The 17,322-nt window shown below is 59.1% G+C and carries 19 protein-coding genes; 8 read left to right on the top strand and 11 right to left on the bottom strand.

Annotated elements, in window-relative coordinates; all coding sequences use genetic code 11:
• Positions 1 to 16: 16 nt before the first annotated feature.
• From dinB to C0V76_RS15305, 3 genes are all read left to right on the top strand, one after another.
• Positions 17 to 1,168, top strand: coding sequence for a DNA polymerase IV (dinB, locus tag C0V76_RS15315; protein WP_101943510.1), 1,152 nt, complete (start codon positions 17 to 19; stop codon positions 1,166 to 1,168).
• Positions 1,169 to 1,257: 89 nt separating this feature from the next.
• Positions 1,258 to 2,001, top strand: a complete 744-nt coding sequence (locus C0V76_RS15310; RefSeq protein WP_101943508.1) for a rhamnogalacturonan acetylesterase — start codon at positions 1,258 to 1,260, stop codon at positions 1,999 to 2,001.
• A 64-nt stretch (positions 2,002 to 2,065) separates the two neighbouring features.
• Entirely contained in the window at positions 2,066 to 3,163 is a 1,098-nt protein-coding gene (locus C0V76_RS15305) for a carcinine hydrolase/isopenicillin-N N-acyltransferase family protein (protein WP_101943506.1), read from the top strand.
• Positions 3,164 to 3,176: 13 nt separating this feature from the next.
• Here C0V76_RS15305 and ilvN read toward each other — a convergent pair whose 3' ends face one another.
• The 5 genes from ilvN to C0V76_RS15280 all read right to left on the bottom strand — a co-directional run bounded on the left by ilvN (position 3,177) and on the right by C0V76_RS15280 (position 8,084).
• Entirely contained in the window at positions 3,177 to 3,476 is a 300-nt protein-coding gene (ilvN, locus tag C0V76_RS15300) for an acetolactate synthase small subunit (RefSeq protein WP_101943505.1), read from the bottom strand.
• Position 3,477: 1 nt separating this feature from the next.
• Positions 3,478 to 5,142, bottom strand: a complete 1,665-nt coding sequence (gene ilvB, locus C0V76_RS15295) for an acetolactate synthase large subunit (RefSeq protein ID WP_216821771.1) — start codon at positions 5,140 to 5,142, stop codon at positions 3,478 to 3,480.
• A 340-nt stretch (positions 5,143 to 5,482) separates the two neighbouring features.
• Complete coding sequence (locus tag C0V76_RS15290; protein WP_101943501.1) at positions 5,483 to 7,183, bottom strand: AMP-binding protein; 1,701 nt, start codon at positions 7,181 to 7,183, stop codon at positions 5,483 to 5,485.
• Positions 7,184 to 7,274: 91 nt separating this feature from the next.
• Positions 7,275 to 7,754, bottom strand: coding sequence for a CBS domain-containing protein (locus tag C0V76_RS15285; RefSeq protein WP_101943499.1), 480 nt, complete (start codon positions 7,752 to 7,754; stop codon positions 7,275 to 7,277).
• An 18-nt stretch (positions 7,755 to 7,772) separates the two neighbouring features.
• The gene (locus tag C0V76_RS15280) at positions 7,773 to 8,084 is read right to left on the bottom strand and encodes a hypothetical protein (protein WP_143707441.1); all 312 of its coding nucleotides are present in this window, start codon (positions 8,082 to 8,084) and stop codon (positions 7,773 to 7,775) included.
• 216 nt (positions 8,085 to 8,300) lie between these two features.
• Between C0V76_RS15280 and C0V76_RS15275 the strand changes: the two genes are divergently transcribed.
• The 5 genes from C0V76_RS15275 to C0V76_RS15255 all read left to right on the top strand — a co-directional run bounded on the left by C0V76_RS15275 (position 8,301) and on the right by C0V76_RS15255 (position 12,394).
• Entirely contained in the window at positions 8,301 to 8,939 is a 639-nt protein-coding gene (locus C0V76_RS15275) for a histidine phosphatase family protein (RefSeq protein ID WP_101943496.1), read from the top strand.
• An 80-nt stretch (positions 8,940 to 9,019) separates the two neighbouring features.
• On the top strand, positions 9,020 to 10,270 hold the full coding sequence (gene glyA, locus C0V76_RS15270) for a serine hydroxymethyltransferase (RefSeq protein ID WP_101943493.1): 1,251 nt from the start codon (positions 9,020 to 9,022) through the stop codon (positions 10,268 to 10,270).
• 116 nt (positions 10,271 to 10,386) lie between these two features.
• Positions 10,387 to 10,866 carry a transcriptional regulator NrdR gene (gene nrdR / locus C0V76_RS15265; protein WP_101943492.1) on the top strand — a complete coding sequence of 160 codons (480 nt, stop codon included), beginning with the start codon at positions 10,387 to 10,389 and terminating at the stop codon, positions 10,864 to 10,866.
• 2 nt (positions 10,867 to 10,868) lie between these two features.
• Positions 10,869 to 11,960, top strand: coding sequence for a bifunctional diaminohydroxyphosphoribosylaminopyrimidine deaminase/5-amino-6-(5-phosphoribosylamino)uracil reductase RibD (gene ribD, locus C0V76_RS15260; RefSeq protein WP_256376426.1), 1,092 nt, complete (start codon positions 10,869 to 10,871; stop codon positions 11,958 to 11,960).
• A gap of 122 nt (positions 11,961 to 12,082) precedes the next feature.
• Entirely contained in the window at positions 12,083 to 12,394 is a 312-nt protein-coding gene (locus C0V76_RS15255) for a hypothetical protein (protein ID WP_101943490.1), read from the top strand.
• 9 nt (positions 12,395 to 12,403) lie between these two features.
• On the opposite strand, the gene C0V76_RS15250 is transcribed toward C0V76_RS15255, so the two are convergent.
• The 6 genes from C0V76_RS15250 to lpxB all read right to left on the bottom strand — a co-directional run bounded on the left by C0V76_RS15250 (position 12,404) and on the right by lpxB (position 17,313).
• On the bottom strand, positions 12,404 to 13,156 hold the full coding sequence (locus C0V76_RS15250) for a molybdopterin-synthase adenylyltransferase MoeB (protein ID WP_101943488.1): 753 nt from the start codon (positions 13,154 to 13,156) through the stop codon (positions 12,404 to 12,406).
• Positions 13,157 to 13,252: 96 nt separating this feature from the next.
• A complete protein-coding gene (locus C0V76_RS15245) occupies positions 13,253 to 13,909 on the bottom strand; it encodes an AP2/ERF family transcription factor (protein WP_254048262.1) in 657 nt (218 codons plus the stop codon).
• A complete protein-coding gene (locus C0V76_RS15240; RefSeq protein WP_101943484.1) occupies positions 13,902 to 14,678 on the bottom strand; it encodes a formate/nitrite transporter family protein in 777 nt (258 codons plus the stop codon). The genes C0V76_RS15245 and C0V76_RS15240 overlap by 8 nt, the downstream gene beginning before the upstream one ends.
• 111 nt (positions 14,679 to 14,789) lie before the next feature.
• Positions 14,790 to 15,581 (bottom strand): RNA methyltransferase, encoded by a 792-nt coding sequence (locus C0V76_RS15235; protein ID WP_101943482.1) that lies wholly within the window; start codon positions 15,579 to 15,581, stop codon positions 14,790 to 14,792.
• Positions 15,578 to 16,177 carry a ribonuclease HII gene (rnhB, locus tag C0V76_RS15230; protein ID WP_101943480.1) on the bottom strand — a complete coding sequence of 200 codons (600 nt, stop codon included), beginning with the start codon at positions 16,175 to 16,177 and terminating at the stop codon, positions 15,578 to 15,580. The genes C0V76_RS15235 and rnhB overlap by 4 nt, the downstream gene beginning before the upstream one ends.
• Positions 16,174 to 17,313 carry a lipid-A-disaccharide synthase gene (lpxB, locus tag C0V76_RS15225; RefSeq protein ID WP_254048261.1) on the bottom strand — a complete coding sequence of 380 codons (1,140 nt, stop codon included), beginning with the start codon at positions 17,311 to 17,313 and terminating at the stop codon, positions 16,174 to 16,176. Before lpxB ends, rnhB begins: the two co-directional genes overlap by 4 nt.
• Between the last annotated feature and the right edge of the window lie 9 nt (positions 17,314 to 17,322).

The following is a 17,322-nucleotide window of genomic DNA, read 5'->3' as shown; positions in this document are numbered from 1 at the left end:
CTTCCTGCCTGTGCATATGCCCCGCCGTCGCATCGCCCACCTCGACATGGATGCCTTTTATGCCTCTGTCGAACTGTTGCGTTATCCGCAGTTGCGTGGCCAACCCGTCGTTATCGGGGGGCGCAGCGTGGATGCACCACGGCAAACGGCGGATGGCAATTGGCATTACGCCCGGCTGCGCGATTACGTTGGTCGCGGCGTGATTACCACTGCGACCTACGAAGCCCGTGCGCTGGGAGTTGGCTCTGCAATGGGCATCATGAAGGCGGCTCGACTCGCTCCCAATGCCGTACTGTTGCCGGTAGATTTCGAAGCTTATCGTCACTACTCGCGCCTGTTCAAAGCCGCAGTACGCGCAATCGCACCACTCATGGAAGACCGCGGTATCGACGAGATCTACCTTGACCTCACCGAGCTACCAGGAGAAACACGCGCGCTCGGCCAAAGCCTCAAGGATGCGGTGCGCGCAGCAACAGGCCTCTCCTGTTCCATCGGCATCAGCCCCAACAAGCTGCTTGCCAAGATCTGTTCCGACCTCGAGAAACCGGACGGTCTTACCGTGCTGGAGATGGACGAGATTCCCGCTCGGATCTGGCCTCTGCCAGTGCGCAAGGTCAACGGAATCGGCCCCAAAGCCGAGGAGAAATTGGCCACCCTGGGCATTCACAACATCGGCGAACTGGCAGCCTGCTCTCCGCGGTGGCTGCAAGAGCACTTCGGCAGCAACTACGGGGGCTGGCTCCATGATGCAGCCCACGGCCGCGATCAACGCCCGGTGGTGACCTATTCCGAACCCAAGTCAGTCAGCCGCGAAACCACCTTCGAACGTGATCTGCACGCTCGAGCCGATCGCAACCAGCTCTCCGAAATTTTCACCAGCCTGTGCCAGCGCGTGGCGGGTGATCTGGAACGCAAAGGCGTGCTCGGACGCACCATTGGAATCAAACTGCGCTACGAAGACTTCTCAACAGTTACGCGGGATCTGCGTTTGCCCGAGGCCACCGCAGACGCCGGCATGATCCGCCGTGCTGCCGGTGAATGCCTCAAGCGCGTCGAGCTTGGAAAGCGCCTGCGCCTGCTAGGTGTGCGGGTCAGCCAACTGGAAAGCCGATCACAGCAGAACTCAACGGGCCCGCAGCCGGGCGAGCAAGCCGGCCTGCCATTCTGAAAATCGGCGCACAACTCAGCAATAGCGATCAGCCCTGCTGCCCCACACTGAGCTAGGCTTGCCAATCCATCCAACCGTCGAGTCACACCATGCCTTCCCTGCTCCGCTTCACCGGCATTCTGGCGCTGCTAGGCCTTGTGGCCTGCGCCAAGCTCCCGGCAGACCCAGCTGCCAGCCCAAAGATTCGCATCACTCTCGTAGGCGATTCCACCCAGACCGAAAAGCAGGGCTATGGCACAGGCTTCTGCGCCAACCTCGTCAATGTTGATTGTGTAAACCGCGCCAAAGGGGGTGCCAGCACCAAGACCTATCGCCGGGATGGCCTGTGGGCAACGGCACAATTTCCGAAGCCGGACTGGATGCTGATTCAGTTTGGCCACAACGATGTGCAGAGCGCCTCTCACGGCGATCGTGAAACCGATCTTGCTACCGAGTACCCCGCCAATCTGCGTCGCTACATCGAAGAGGCCAGGGCCACCGGCATCAAGCCCGTTCTGGTCACTCCGATCGCGCGCCGCTACTTCCAGGCCGACGGCAAGATCGTAGATGACCTGCCGGGCCATGTCGCTGCCATGAAAAAAGTAGCCGCCGAGATGAATGTGCCCCTGATCGATCTACACGAGATCAGCCAGCGCTACTTCGAGCAACTGGGAGAGATCGAAGCCCACAAACTAGGCCCGACCAAGGCCGGCCCCAATGGCACGACGGTGCCGGACAAAACCCACTTCAACCAGCAGGGCTCGTATGTGCTCGGCCGTATGGTGGTTGAAGCCATGGGGCGCACAGCGCCCGAGTTGTCTCCCTACATAAGACCTCTTGCCGCCAAGCCCTGAGCCAGGCTTTTCAGGGCACAATCCGGGCGACACGCCATTTGCATGATCGTTGGAGATTCGCCCCATGATGCTCGAAGACACTCGCCCTGCCCTGCGTATTGCGCACGACGCTGCCACCCCGGCTGAACGCTGGGGGGCACTGCGGGCATCCGAGGCCGACTGGCAGGCCTTTCGCGCCATGTGCGAAGCACTACGCGGCACTTACTTTGGCTTCCCGGTACAACGCTGGCTTGCTTGGGGGCTGTATCACACGGTGTATCGCAAGGTAGGCAGCTTTCTCGCCGACAGTGACTTTCTGGCAGACGAAGTCGGCGTGATGAGCCGTGCCGAAATGGCGATCATGCAGCGTCAATACACCTTTGCTCACCTCGCTTCGAATTTCGTCAAGCCCGGTTGCTCCAGCACCTGCGTCCGCACAGCAGAAGGCTGGCGCCTGATGCGCAGCCTGGACTGGGGAAACCTGAATGTCATGGCTCCGGCAGTGCGCGCTTACGAGTATGTGAATACGGCCGGAGGTGTCACGCATACCGCTGGCGTACAGGGCATGGTCGGGGTTCTGACCTTTTGTCGCAAGGGACTCGCGGGCAGCATCAACTTCGCTCCGAACCCAAAGAGCCTCACGCCGATCGGACGCGGCATCGATCCGCTCTTCCTGCTGCGCCTGCTGGTTGAAGACCCGAGTATCGATACGCTTGAGGCTGCGGTCGAACTGATCACCCGCACCAAACTCTCGGCCCCGGTATTCATCACCCTGTGCAGTGACAAGTCGGACGCAGCCGCCGTCATCGAAATAGCCCGCGACGGCCGCTATAACGTGCGCCTTGCCAAAGATGGACTGCTGGTACAGACCAACCATTTCGATCCGAATGGCCCGTTTGGAGAGCAGAATCCGACCCGGGTAATGCAGGATGGCAGCCCTTGGGAGTGGTACTACAGCGACTTGCTGGAAAACTCGCAACGCCGCTCAGCAGATCTGGAGCAACGCTTGCGTCACATGGTCGGAGCTCCAGCGACCGATGTGGAAATAGCTTGTCGCGAAGCGTACAGCGTCCCCCCTACCTGGAACCACGAGAGTATTTACTGGACCTTCGCGGCCCCGGGCGAAGGCAGCATGAAACTCTGGGTGCGCGATTGCGCGGGGGATTACCCCCACGCAATCTGAACGCGGGTGCCGATCAGAGGAAAAACTCTTCCAGACGCTCGAATACGCGACGATTCGCTGCATGGCGCTCGACGCGGATCACGTCCTCAAGCTTCTCGAGTTGAGCAATCATCTGCGGCAGACGCGCATCGTCATACACCAGCAGCCAAATGCGGCTCTCCGCCCCATCTCCCACGGGCATGCACAGAATGCCTTCCACGTTAAAGGCGCGTCTGGCAAACAGACCACAGACGTGAGACATCACGCCCGCATGGTTCTTCACCGTCAGCTCCAGAACCACCTTGTGCACTTGCCCAATCACTTCTGCATTCATCTCAGCCTCCAATCATTTCGGTATTGGCTGCGCCCGGAGGCACCATCGGGAATACCTTCTGATTCACGTCGATCGAGCAATGAATCAGACAAGGCCCCGGCGTTTTCAACGCTTGGGCGAGCAAAGCACGCGGATCTTCGGTCTGATCCAGATCGAAGACCTGCATGCCAAAGCCCTCGGCAATTTTCTGAAAATTGGTATGGCGACGATAGTCTGCAGAGAAGATGCGTTTCCCGTAGAACAGATCTTGCTGCTGGTGCACGAGGCCGAGCGACTGGTTGTTCATCAGCACAACTTTGATGTTCGCCCACTCTTCAACTGCGGTATCCATCTCCTGGATGTTCATCTTCAGGCTGCCATCGCCTGAAAAACACACCACCGTTCGCTCTGGCTGCTCCAGCGCCGCACCGATAGCTGCCGGCATCCCGAAACCCATGGTGCCAAGCCCCCCCGAAGTAAGCCACTGACGCGCACGGCGGAAGGGATAGGCCTGCGCCACCCACATCTGATGTTGTCCCACATCAGTCGCAATCACCGCTTCGTCATCAAGCAGATCCGCCACAGCTCGCACCAGCCCGTAATGGCTGCGAGGATCTTCTACACCCGGCAAGGCCAGTGGATGTGCGCGCTTGAGTTCATTCACGCGCGCCACCCATTCGCGGCGCGGGTTGCTCAGAACCTTGGTAGACAACTGCTCCAGTACCCTGGCCACATCACCATGAATCGCCACGTTCGGACGCTTGATCTTGCCAAGCTCGGCCGGATCGATATCAATATGGATAATTCCGGCATTAGGACAGAATTTTTCGGCGTTTCCTATGGCCCGATCATCGAAACGAGCCCCCAGCACGATCAGCAGATCGGCCTCTTCGAGCGCATAGTTGGTATAGCGCGCACCGTGCATGCCCAGCATGCCCAAAGAGAGCTCGTGATCGACTGGCATAGCGCCAAGCCCCATCAGGGTCATGGTGGTCGGCAGGCCAGCACGCTCGGCGAGTGCCACGGCAGCCGTGCAGGCCTCGGCCGCAATCACCCCGCCCCCCAGATAAAGCACCGGCGTGCGGGCCGCATTGATCAAGCCAGCCGCGCGCTCCACCAAGGCAGCCTCCACGAGCGGCAGGGGATCACGGCGAGCCGGCTCCGGCAAGGCTTCGAGTTCGATCACGGCAGTGAGCACATCCTTCGGCACATCCACCCACACCGGTCCCGGGCGCCCCGACTCCGCAAGGCGGAAAGCGTCTGGAATCACCTCAAGCAAATCCCACACATCGCGTACCAGCCAATTGTGTTTGGTGATCGGGATCGAAATGCCATAGGTATCTACCTCCTGAAAGGCATCTGTGCCGATCATGCTGCTCGGCACCTGGCCGGTGATGCACACAAGCGGAATCGAATCGAGCTTGGCATCAGCAATAGCGGTGACCAGATTGGTGGCGCCCGGACCACTGGAGGCGATGCAAACGGCCGCCTTGCCAGACACACGCGCCATGCCCTGAGCCATGAAACCAGCCCCTTGCTCATGACGCGCCAAAACGTGATGAATTTTCGTACTCTGTGAAAGTGCGTCGTAGAGCGGCAAGGCGGCACCGCCGGGAATGCCGGCAATCCGGGTAATGCCTTGCTGCTCGAGCAGCCTGACGATCAGCTGTGCCCCGTTCAACTGCATGGTGTACTCCTGGTTCTGGTTGGTCTGTAGTGCCGACACGCCGTGGATGGGCATAAAAAAACCCCGCCCGGCTCGCGCCGGCGGGGTTGAATCTCTTGAGTCTGACTCGTCCCCGTTACGGCGCGTTGCCGCCTACGCCTACTACTACGCGTACGACTACGACTGCCACAAAAGCGGCAGGGGCAGAGCGCAGGACGGAGCAGAAAACGGAGTTCACGAGAATTGCCAAACCGAAGTGAGAAACGCCATCCAATTGAAGCACAGGGGACGACAACACACAAGTGTCCGAAGCGCCCGGAATAACCCTCAGGAAACAGCAGGCTTCATGGCAGGCAATACTTCATATCGTCCTGGCAGCAAGGGTTCTGGCCTTCAGAATTTCTTCATCCCGCAAGCATCTGCGCATGATTTTGCCGACGTTGGTCTTGGGTAATCCGTCACGAAACTCGACCAGATGCGGCACCTTGTAGCCAGTCAGGTATTGCTTGCAATGGGCAATCAGCTCCTTTTCCGTCAGCCCGGGCTGCTTGCGCACTACGAAGACCTTAACCGCTTCGCCTGAAAATTCGCTGGGCACGCCAATCGCAGCCACCTCCGCCACGCCCGGATGCGTTGAGACAATATCCTCCACTTCGTTCGGATAGACGTTGAAACCGGAAACGAGGATCGTGTCCTTCTTGCGATCAACGATGCGCACGAAGCCCTGTTCGTCAATCAGCGCTACATCACCAGTACGCAGATAACCGTCACGGGTCATGACCTGTGCCGTATCGGCCGGCGCATTCCAGTAACCGCGCATGACCTGCGGACCCTTCACGCACAACTCACCGGGCTGGCCAAGTGCGACTTCGCAATCATTCTCGTCACGCAGAGAGATATCGGTAGAGGGTACGGGCTGGCCGATCGAGCCGTTGTATTCAGTCTGGTCGATCGGGCAACAGCACACGCCGGGTGAGGCCTCAGTCAGACCGTAGGCTTCAATCAGAGTACTTCCAGTCAGTGCGCGCCAGCGCTCGGCAACAGTCTTCTGCAGCGACATGCCTCCGGAGAGCGACATCCGCAGATTGGAGAAATCCAGGGTCGGAAACTTTGGATGGTTCATCAACGCATTGAACAGGGTGTTGACCCCCGAAATCACCGACCAGGGATATTTCCCGAGTTCCTTGATGAAGCCGCCCATGTCACGCGGATTGGTAATCAGGAGATTACGCGAACCGATCATGAAGAACACGAAGCAATTCACGGTCAGCGAAAAGATGTGGTACAGCGGCAAAGCAGTCACGATCAGCTCGCCCCCCCAGCGAAGCCGGGACCCGACCCACACATGGGCCTGCAGGAGATTGGCAAGAATATTGCCATGGGTCAGCATCGCGCCTTTGGAAACGCCAGTCGTACCGCCGGTGTACTGCAGGAAGGCGATGTCCTCACGTGTCACCTCTACCGGGCGCAGAGTCTGCCGTGCGCCCAGACGCAGGCTCTCGCTGAAGCGGCGAGCCCCAGGCAACTGCCAGTGCGGCACCATTTTTTTCACCCGGCGCACAACGAAGTCAACCAGCGAGCCCTTGAGCATGCCCAGCATCTCGCCAAGACTGGTGACCACCACATGCCGGACATCGGTGTTCGCAATCACGCTCTGCAGCGTATGGGCGAAATTCTCCAGAACCACGATGGCCTCAGCGCCGGAATCCTTGAGCTGATGTTCCAGTTCACGCGGGGTGTAGAGCGGATTGCAATTGACCACCGTATAGCCTGCACGCAACGCACCGAACATGCATACAGGGTATTGCAACAGATTGGGCATCATCAAAGCGATGCGTGCGCCCTTGGGCAACCCCAATACGCCCTGCAGGTATGCTGCGAAGCGTGCAGACAGCGCATCGACCTGACGATAAGTCAGCTCGGCACCCATGTTGATGAAGGCGACTTTATCCCCCCACCTTGACACACCACGGGCGAAGAAATCCGCCAGTGAGCTGTATTCAGTCAGATCGATCTCGGCGGGCACCCCGGCCGGATAGCTCTTCAGCCAGATTTTCTCCATCGGCTTTCCTTGCTGATATTGCGGCGCAGCAAGGCTTTGGGGGCCTTTGCGCGGGCCCGAAGCATACCCCAGAGCGCGTTGAACGAGGCTGTCAACGATCAGAGCAGTGCATGCTGGGCTTACCGATCGGCAAAACCTCATCAGGCCAGTTGCGGACGAAATTGCGCAGGATCAGGCTCTCGAAGCCTTGCGCCTCCAATACTGCTCGCGCCACATCGTGAAAAGACACCAGCCCCTGCAGCACGCCAGACTCCACTACAGGCAGATAGCGCTGATGGTAATCCACCAAATGGGTGCGCAATTCGTACAGATCCATGCGCGGATCCCCCACAGCCGGATCACGCAGCATCGCGTCGGCGACTAAAACGCCCTGCCAGAGTGCCCCAGCAGCGTTGATCGCCGCCAGCGCCTCGCGGAAAGTAAGGATGCCAACCAAGGCGCCACACTCAATCACCACCAGCGAACCGACATCCTGCTCGCTCATCAAGGCCAGCGCATCGGCCAGAGTTTTCTGCGGCGAGATCGTGTAGAGCGTCTTGCCCTTGATGGCCAGTACATCACTCAGCAACATAGGGACCTCCACAACAGCTCAAGCTTGCTCGAACTTGATCGCTCCGGACTCTGAGAGCACCAGTAGTGCATTAACTCTGCACCCTGGAAAGATCGCTCGCATCACTTCACGATAGCCCTCGATCTGCTGTGTGTAATCCGCGAGCAACACGCCTGTCAGGGCATACCCAATCGTGCAGAGCAGCACCAGGGCAGCGTCCTCAGCGTCCGCCCAGCGATCAATGCGTCCGACTTTTCCATCCGCCGGCACGGAAGGCGTCTCATCCCAGGTATGCCGATAGCAGACAGAATCAAAGAAGCGTCGCAGTGCCAGACGCTCCGCAGCGCTCAAGCTCTAGGAACACGCCCGGCAAGGGCCAGCCGGCAAAGTACGCTTCGAGCCAGATGCAGGGCCTTGCCTAGACAGGCTTCCACCGCCACGCTCAGTTGCGGATCAAGGGCAGTCATGGCCGTGGAGTCTTTGCTGGTGACCCATCGAAGGCAATAGGGAGACGACGTAGGCGGGGCGGAAGGTAGAATCCTCAGACTTTTTCAAATAATGTAACAAATGCCACCCACCCGAATCTGTCTGGTCCGCCACGGCGAAACCGCCTGGAATGCCGAGCAGCGCCTGCAAGGCCATGAGGATATTCCACTGAACGCACGAGGACTGACGCAAGCAATTGCTGCCGCACAAGCCCTATCGTCACAACGCTTCGCCGCCATTTATTGCTCCGACCTGCAGCGCGCTGCCGTCACTGCAGCCACCATAGCAGCGCTGCATGGTACTGAGGCCAGACTCGAGCCGCGCTTTCGCGAGCGTCACTTCGGAGCCTTGCAAGGCCTCACGCGTACGGAAGCAGAAGTACGCTATCCGGGCCTCTACCCCCGAATCCGAATGCGAGAGCCCACAACCGTTCCGCCTGACAACGGCGAATCCCTGGCAGCCTTTGCCGAGCGAATCAGCTCTGTCTTGCTAGAACTTGCCCTGCGTCACCCGGGAGAAGATCTGCTCGTCGTGAGCCACGGTGGCTGTATGGACATCATGTACCGGCTGGTCACCGGCAAGCCGCTGGAGGAGCCGCGGGATTTCCCACTAAGCAACGCCACGCTGAACTGGATCAGCTATGAAGCTGGCAACTGGGCTCTGCTGAGCTGGGACGAGCGCAGCCACCTGCAGACGAACTGCGACGAAATCTCTGCCTGAACAAGCCCTTGCCTCTCGCCCGGGCAGCCATGCCGGGTTATCATTCGCCTTTATCCCCCTCCGCTTTATGGCCTGACACCATGTTCTCCAGAAAAGACTCCCTTGCCAAAATCGATCCCGAGCTGTTTGCATCCATTTCCGATGAAAACCAGCGTCAGGAAGATCACATCGAGCTGATCGCCTCCGAAAACTACGTGAGCTGTGCGGTCATGGAAGCGCAGGGCTCGCAACTGACCAACAAGTACGCCGAGGGCTATCCCGGCAAGCGTTACTACGGCGGCTGCGAGTACGTGGACGTGGCCGAGCAGATTGCCATTGACCGCCTCAAGGCGCTGTTCGGCGCCGACTGCGCGAACGTGCAGCCGAACTCCGGCTCGCAGGCCAACCAGGCCGTGCTGATGGCCTTCGCCAAACCTGGCGACACCATCATGGGGATGAGCCTCGCTGAAGGCGGCCACCTGACCCACGGCATGCCGCTAAACATGTCCGGCAAGTGGTTTAACGTCGTCGCCTATGGTCTGGATGCCAAGGAAGAAATCGACTACGACAAGATGGAAGCCCTGGCCCGCGAGCACAAGCCGAAAATCATCGTTGCCGGTGCTTCCGCTTACGCCTTGCGTATCGATTTCGAGCGTTTCGCCAAAATTGCCAAGGAAATCGGTGCGATTTTCTGGGTGGACATGGCGCACTACGCTGGCCTGATCGCCGCGGGTTACTACCCGAACCCGGTGCCGCACGCCGACGTCGTCACTTCTACCACCCACAAAACTCTGCGCGGCCCGCGCGGTGGCGTGATCCTGATGAAGGCCGAGCACGAGAAGGCCATCAACTCCGCGATCTTCCCAGGCCTACAAGGCGGCCCGCTGATGCATGTGATCGCCGCCAAGGCCGTCGCATTTAAGGAAGCTGCTACGCCCGAGTTCAAGAAGTATCAGGAACAAGTAGTCATGAACGCTCGCGTCATGGCCCGCGTGCTGGGTGAAGAACGTGGCCTGCGCATCGTTTCCGGCCGCACCGAAAGCCATCTTTTCCTGGTTGATCTGCGCAGCAAGAAGATCACCGGTAAGGAAGCCGAGGCTGCGCTGGGCCGTGCCCACATCACGGTCAACAAGAACGGCATCCCGAATGATCCGGAAAAACCCTTCGTCACCAGCGGCATCCGTATCGGTAGCCCGGCCATGACGACCCGCGGCTTCACGGAGATCGAAGCCGAACGCGTTGCCCATCTGGTGGCTGACGTGCTTGATGCGCCGAACGACGAAGCGGTCGCCGAGCGCGTACGCAATGAAGTCTCGGTGCTGTGCAAGAAGTTCCCGGTGTACGGCGCGTAAGCCGCTTCAATACATACGGTGCAAAACCTGATGCGACCGGATTCTGGAACGGATTTCTCCCGTACAGACCGGTCGCGTTTTCATTTGGCAGGCCCTTCACAGCACGAGCACGCACAATGAAATGTCCGTTTTGCGGCACCCCATCGACCCAGGTCACCGACACCCGTGAAAACGAGGAAGGCGACCTGATCCGCCGCCGCCGTCGCTGCAACGAATGCGACAAGCGCTTCACCACGTATGAGCGCATCGAACTCAAGATGCCGCAGGTGGTAAAGAAAAATGGCAGCCGTGCGGAGTACGAGCGCGAAAAACTGCTGGGCAGTATGAAGCTCTCGCTGCGCAAGCGCCCGGTGACAGCGGAAAGCGTTGAAGCCGCGCTGGATCGCATCGAAGGCCGCCTGCTTTCCTTGGGTGAGCGCGAAATTCCCAGCGAAAAACTGGGAGAACTGGTGATGCGCGAATTGAAGCGTCTAGACAAGGTCGCCTACATCCGCTTTGCATCGGTCTACCGCAACTTCGAGGATGCGGAGGAGTTCTCCGAAGCCATCCGCGAAGTCACTACCCCCGCGAAACCCCGCCCACGTAGCCGCAGCTAACCGTGTTCCAGCCTGAAGATGAGCGTTTCATGGCCCGCGCCCTCGAACTTGCCGCGCGCGGCCTCTACACCACCATGCCCAACCCGCGCGTGGGTTGCGTCATCGTGCGCGAAGGCAAGATCGTCGGCGAAGGCTGGCATGAGCGTGCTGGGGAAGCGCACGCCGAAGTTCATGCCCTGCGTCAGGCCGGCGCGCTGGCCAATGGCGCAACGGCCTATGTCACGCTAGAGCCGTGCTCGCACTTCGGTCGCACGCCCCCCTGCGCCCAAGCCCTGATCAACAGTGGTGTGCGCCATGTTGTGTGCGCCATGCAGGACCCCAATCCGCTGGTCGCCGGACGCGGGCTGCAAGGCCTGCGTGAGGCGGGGATCGAAACCCGCTGCGGGCTATTCGAAAACCAGGCCCGTCAGCTCAACGAAGGTTTCGTCGCCCGCATGGAGCGCGGCCGCCCCTGGCTCCGAATAAAGTCAGCCGCCTCACTGGATGGCCGTACCGCACTCGCCAATGGTGTGAGTCAATGGATCACCAGCCCCGAAGCACGACTTGATGGCCAACACTGGCGAGCACGCTCTTGCGCCATCCTGACCGGCATCGGTACGGTATTGGCCGACGCCCCTCGCCTCACCGTGCGTGATATCGAACTTGTGCGCCAGCCACTTCGAATCATCGTCGACAGCCAGTTGCGCTGCCCGCCCGATGCAGCCGTACTGGCTGATGGCCGCGCCCTGATTGTGACCTGCTGCGCCGATGTAACACGCCATGATGATTTCACAAGCCAGGGGGTCGAAGTACTGCAGCTCCCCGGCGCTGACAATCAAGTAGACCTCAGCGCCCTGCTCCGCGAACTGGGACGGCGCGGGATCAATGAGGTCATCACCGAAGCCGGCGCACAGCTTAACGGAGCCCTGATCACTGCCGGCCTAGCTGATGCCTTGCTGCTCTACCTCGCACCCAACCTGCTCGGCAGCGGCTCGCGAGGCATGTTCGACTTGCCGGCGCTCGCTACGCTGACTGAGGCTCCTCGACTCACCATCAACAGCCTTGAGCCTATCGGCCCAGATCTGCGTATCCAGGGGCAATTCAAGCACAACTGACAACTTGTGTTTCCGCATGTACTGACGCTGTGGCACAGATCACGCCGTAAGAAAACTTCTTACAAAACAGCAAGCGAAAAAAGTAGAGTTCGCTCAACAGAACTACTACTAAAGCGCTAAAAATGATTCCCGCAGTATCCGCCTTCGATTCCGCCCTGTTTGTTGGCGGAAACGCTCAAGTCCCAAACATCGCCCCCGCAGCGGCTAGCGCAACCACGAACCTCAGCTCAGGGTTTGGACAGCTGGCCGATGCTCTAATCCTGACCAGCCTGCTAAATCAGGATAAGGAAGACAACAGCGATCGCATGGTACTTGGCGAATTGATTATGTTCGGCGAGGCGCTTACGGCTGCCAGCAAAATCAGCCAGCAACTCGATTCGCTATTCGCCGGCATTAGCCAGTTGAGTGGCGTATCCGCCATCCAGTCAGCCTGAACGAAAGCCTCAAGCCGGCGACCCGCACACCGTGCAATGTGGGTCCTGCGCATAACGCATTTCGCGCCAACGCATTGCCAGGCCGTCTAGCACCAGCAGCCGCCCCACTAGAGGCTCACCACAGCCAGCCAGCAGTTTGAGTGCCTCGGCCGCCTGCATGGATCCGACAATGCCCGTCAGCGGAGCAAAGATGCCAGTGACTGCACAGCGCATTTCGGCCACATCCTCCCCTTCAGGAAACAGGCAGTGGTAGCAAGGCTTGCCTGGCTCACGCAGATCAAACACTGAAACCTGTCCATCAAAACGCACCGCGGCACCGGACACCAGCGGCTTGCAGGCGGCGACACAGACGCGGTTGATCGCATGGCGGGTCGCAAAGTTGTCGGTACAGTCCAGCACCAGATCAACATCCTGCACAAGCGAAGCCAGCGCCATTTCATCGAGTCTGGACTCCACTGCGCGCACCTGCGTGAGGGGGTTCACAAGAGCCAGGCACTCTTTGCCCGAGGCAGCCTTGTTCTGGCCGATCGAATCGGCTACATGCAGAATTTGACGTTGCAGATTCGAGAGATCAACGGTATCACCATCGCACAGAACGATCTCTCCCACTCCAGCAGCGGCAAGATACATTGACGCCGGCGAACCCAACCCACCTGCGCCAACGATCAGCACCCGGCTTGCCGAGATGGCCTCTTGCCCCTCAACACCCAATTCGGGCAGCAAGATGTGGCGGGAGTAACGCAGAAGCTGTTCATCATTCATCGCAAAGCCGCTGTACCCAAGCAAAGATGCAAGTGTAGCCGGTGAACGTAAAAGCCCGCAGACCTTGCAGCTGCGGGCTGTGGATCACGGTGCGCTTCAAAGCGCTGGCTTTGCCGGCTCGGCCTCTGCCTTGCGGCGCCGTGCTGGCTTGCGCCGTACTGCACCCGGATCAAACTCGCCATCAAGTGATTTGAGCGCGTCCTTGCGGGCCTTGAGGGCCATCTTGAAAGCACCTTCCTCACCATACTTCTTGACGGAGAACTTCACCCGTTTGCGGCGCCCATCCGGCAGCGGCCAGGAGGCCACCCAGAACCAGCGCTGCTTTTCTTCCGGCAGATCGCGGGTTTCGGAGGCACAGTAGCGGCATACACCAACAACACCAGAACGATTGTTTTTCTTGACGATGTTGGAGTACTCGCGCATCGAGAAGGGTGGATGTTTTGCGATGACTTCATCACGGTACTGCTTGGCTGCCAGAAAGGATTTCTGCTTGCCGCCGTGCACGCCATCGCTGAAATGCTTGCGGAAGATCTGGCCGCGCCGCTGAACGGTGACGAGCCAGCCGTGGGTACGGCTGACTTCGTTATCAACGCGGCTGATTCCGTACACACTGCCTCGGCTCACTTCAATCCTCCATCTGCTGTTCATTGGAACGGCGGCGATAGAGGAGATTTCGGCCTTGAATGGAGAAACTTTAGGGACGAAAGGGCAAACGGCTCCGTAAAAGGAGCCGCCGCCACTGTCATCAGGCACCCGGACGTGCTTCTTCCGGATTCAGATAACGGAAAGGAAGACCAACAAAGACTGCGCCACCAACGATATTGCCTGCAGTGCTGAAGACTAGGTTGTAGAGCGCATCACGAAGATCGATGCTGCCGTTGCCGAGGAGCGACATCGAGAACGTACCCATGTTGGCTATCGAGTGCTCAAAGCTCAGATAAAGGAAGATGAAAACCACCAGAATCATGATCGAAATCTTGGCTATATCTTCCTTCATCGACAGTGCCAAACGCACGGCAAGGCACACCACCCAGTTGGCAAGAATGCCTTTGATGAAGATGACTAGCGCGCCCTGATGCACCTTGTGTGCAGCGCCGACATAAAGAGCGTGATCAGCAGGCAGTTCTGCCAGGGTTCCGGCGCCATACAGCAAGCCAGCGACGATCAGTGCCCCCACAAGGTTACCGGCGTAACAGACCGTCCACAACACCGAACTCTGGAACCAGGTGGTACGCCCCTCTGCGGACGATACCGCGAGGTACATGTTGTTGCTCGTGAACAATTCGGCATTCGTAAATACGATGATCGAAAGACCCACGCCGAAGAAAGCGGAAGCGATCACTTTACCGAATGGAGATCCATGCAAGTTATGTGACAACGCCCAGTACACGAAGACCACGATGGACAAATACATGCCAGCGAGCACCGCGCGCATCAGATAGCGTGCGGGGTCGCGTTCGAGCAAGCTCATCTTTCGTTGCCCGCTGGCGGCGGATTTTTCTACAAGGGGACGATCAATCATGGATTCGGGCTCCGGAGCGGTCGTATCGACCTGTTGTTGCGAGGGTGCTGCATTGCATCACATCACAAATGCGTTTGCCTTGATCCAGACAAAACGCCAACGCACTCCAACTCAAATACGCTGTCGAACCTGCTCGAACAAACAGACGGCTGCTGCTGCACCCACATTCAGAGATTCGATCATGCCAGGCATAGGGATCGTCACCCTCCTGCTTGCAAGCGCCAGCAAATCTGTTGGCACCCCTTGACCTTCGGAGCCAAACACCCAAACACTAGGCACGCTCAGATCAAGTGCGTAGAGCGAGACGCTATCGTCCGCCAGACTCGTAGCCAGCACCTGCCGACCGCAATTGGCTAAGCGCTGCACAAGATCGCAGCCCTCTTCAATGACAAGCCGGAACTGTGCCCCCATCCCCGCGCGCATGGCCTTAGGTGACCAAGCCTGGGCGCATTGCCGGTCCAGCCACGCCTGACGACAACCGGCCGCGGCAGCTGTGCGAAGCAGCGTGCCGAGATTGCCGGCATCCTGCACGCCGGCCAGTACCAGCACATCATCAGTGCTATCCGTTTCCCGTCGCGGCCCATGCAACGGGATCTCAGCCAGAATACCGGTGGGAGTCACGACCGGACTCAATGCTTTGAAGAGCGCTGGAGCCAACACCAGCACTTCCGGAGACAATCCCCGCTCTCCCAAAGCTGCCAGCGCACTGCGCACAACTGGCGAATTTTCCATACCCTCCTGCAACAACAAACGACTCAAGGGCCAGTCGCTCTCAAGAGCTGCCTCCAGCAGATGCTCACCATCTATCAGGGTCGCTGCCTCGGCGCGACGGCTGCGAGCGTCTTCGGCAAGTCCCTTCAGGCGCTTGAATTGAGCGTTGTCACGTGAAGAGATGTGCTTCATGCTCCGTCGCCGAAGAGATTACCTTGCGCCAGCAAGCTTGCGACGGGACCGAAGCTGCGCCGATGCACCGGGGTTACCCCATGGCGGCTCAGCGCCGCGAGATGTGCAGGAGTTGGATAGCCCTTGTGTGCGGCGAAACCATACTGCGGATAGACGCGATCCAACTCTTCGAGCTGTGCATCACGATGGGTCTTGGCCAAGATGGACGCGGCAGAAATAGCAGGCTCCAGTGCATCGCCCTTGACGATCGCACGTACTGTCATCACAAGGCCAGGAGGCACCCGGTTACCATCGATCAAAGCCAAACCAGGAGCTCGGGACAAACCCTCGATAGCACGCCGCATGGCAAGCATGGTGGCGTGCAGAATATTAAGACGGTCAATCTCCTCAACACTGGCCTCAGCCACCGCCCAACTCAGGGCGCGCGCCTTGATTGCCAGCGCCAGCCTGTCACGCTGGCCTGGGCTGAGCTTCTTGGAGTCCGCCAGCCCCTCGATCGGAGCCTGCGGATCGAGGATCACTGCTGCAGCCACCACACTCCCGCACAGCGGGCCACGCCCTGCCTCGTCCACGCCACATATCAGTAGATTGCTCATGAACGCCCCAAGGCAGCGAGCACTACTGCAGCGGCTTTATCCGCGTTGTTCTGACGCAGGCTCAGATGCATCTGTTCGAATTTTCCAGCCAAGGCTGCACGAGCAGCCGCGTCATCCAGCCACTTACCAAGCGCAGCGGAAAGTTTCTCGGGCGTGGCATCGTTCTGAAGCAACTCTGGCACTAGGAACTCACGCGCCAGGATATTGGGCAAACCCACCCAGGGAAGATAACCCATGGCCCGCACGATCTTGAAAGTCCATTTACCAACTTTGTAACTGATGACCATTGGGCGTTTCAGCAAAGCAGCTTCCAGTGTTGCCGTCCCACTTGCCACGAGTACTACATCCGAGGCAGCCATCGCATCATGAGCATGCCCAAACATCAGGCGTATAGGCAACTCACCCGCACCGGCCTCATGTAGAGCCTTTTCGAAAATATCCCGGGTACTGCGCGTAATCAGAGGCACGAGAAACCGAAGTGCGGGACGCTCAGCAGCCAAACGCTTGATGGTTTCCACATAGATCGGAGCTAGGCGGCTAACCTCACCATTGCGGCTCCCGGGAAGGATCGCAAGGACTTGCTCTTCAGCATCAATCTGCAGAAGTTCGCGCGCCTTGAGTCGCTGATCTTCAAGCGGAAATACATCGGCCAGAGGATGCCCGACAAAGCTCGCGGCGATGCCTTGCTTGGCATAGATTTCAGGCTCGAATGGAAACAGGCACAACACGTGCTGCGCAGCCCGTCCAATCTTGTACACCCGGCCACCACGCCAAGCCCAAATCGAGGGACTGACATAATGCATGGTACGAACACCTGCTCGACGCAGCTTGCGTTCAACCGGAAGGTTGAAATCCGGCGCGTCGACTCCGATAAAGAGATCCGGTGGCTCCTGCTTAAGGCGCCGCAACAGACCGCTCCGAACGCGCAGAAGCTCAGGCAAACGCTTGAGCACGTCGACAAAACCCATGACCGCGAGAGTTTCAGCCGACCACCAAGACTGCAGACCGGCCGCCTGCATGCGCGGACCACCGATACCGACGAACTCGGCATCAGGCACACGTTCACGCACGGCAGCGATCAGGTGTGAGGCCAGCAGATCCCCCGAGGCCTCACCGGCCACCATGGCGATTCGCATACTGCCTCC

Source organism: Uliginosibacterium sp. TH139 (genome assembly GCF_002855595.1).
Classification (GTDB): Bacteria; Pseudomonadota; Gammaproteobacteria; order Burkholderiales; family Rhodocyclaceae; genus Uliginosibacterium; species Uliginosibacterium aquaticum.
The sequence above is the reverse complement of the archived record's forward strand: the minus strand, read 5'-3'. Positions and strand labels throughout refer to the sequence as shown.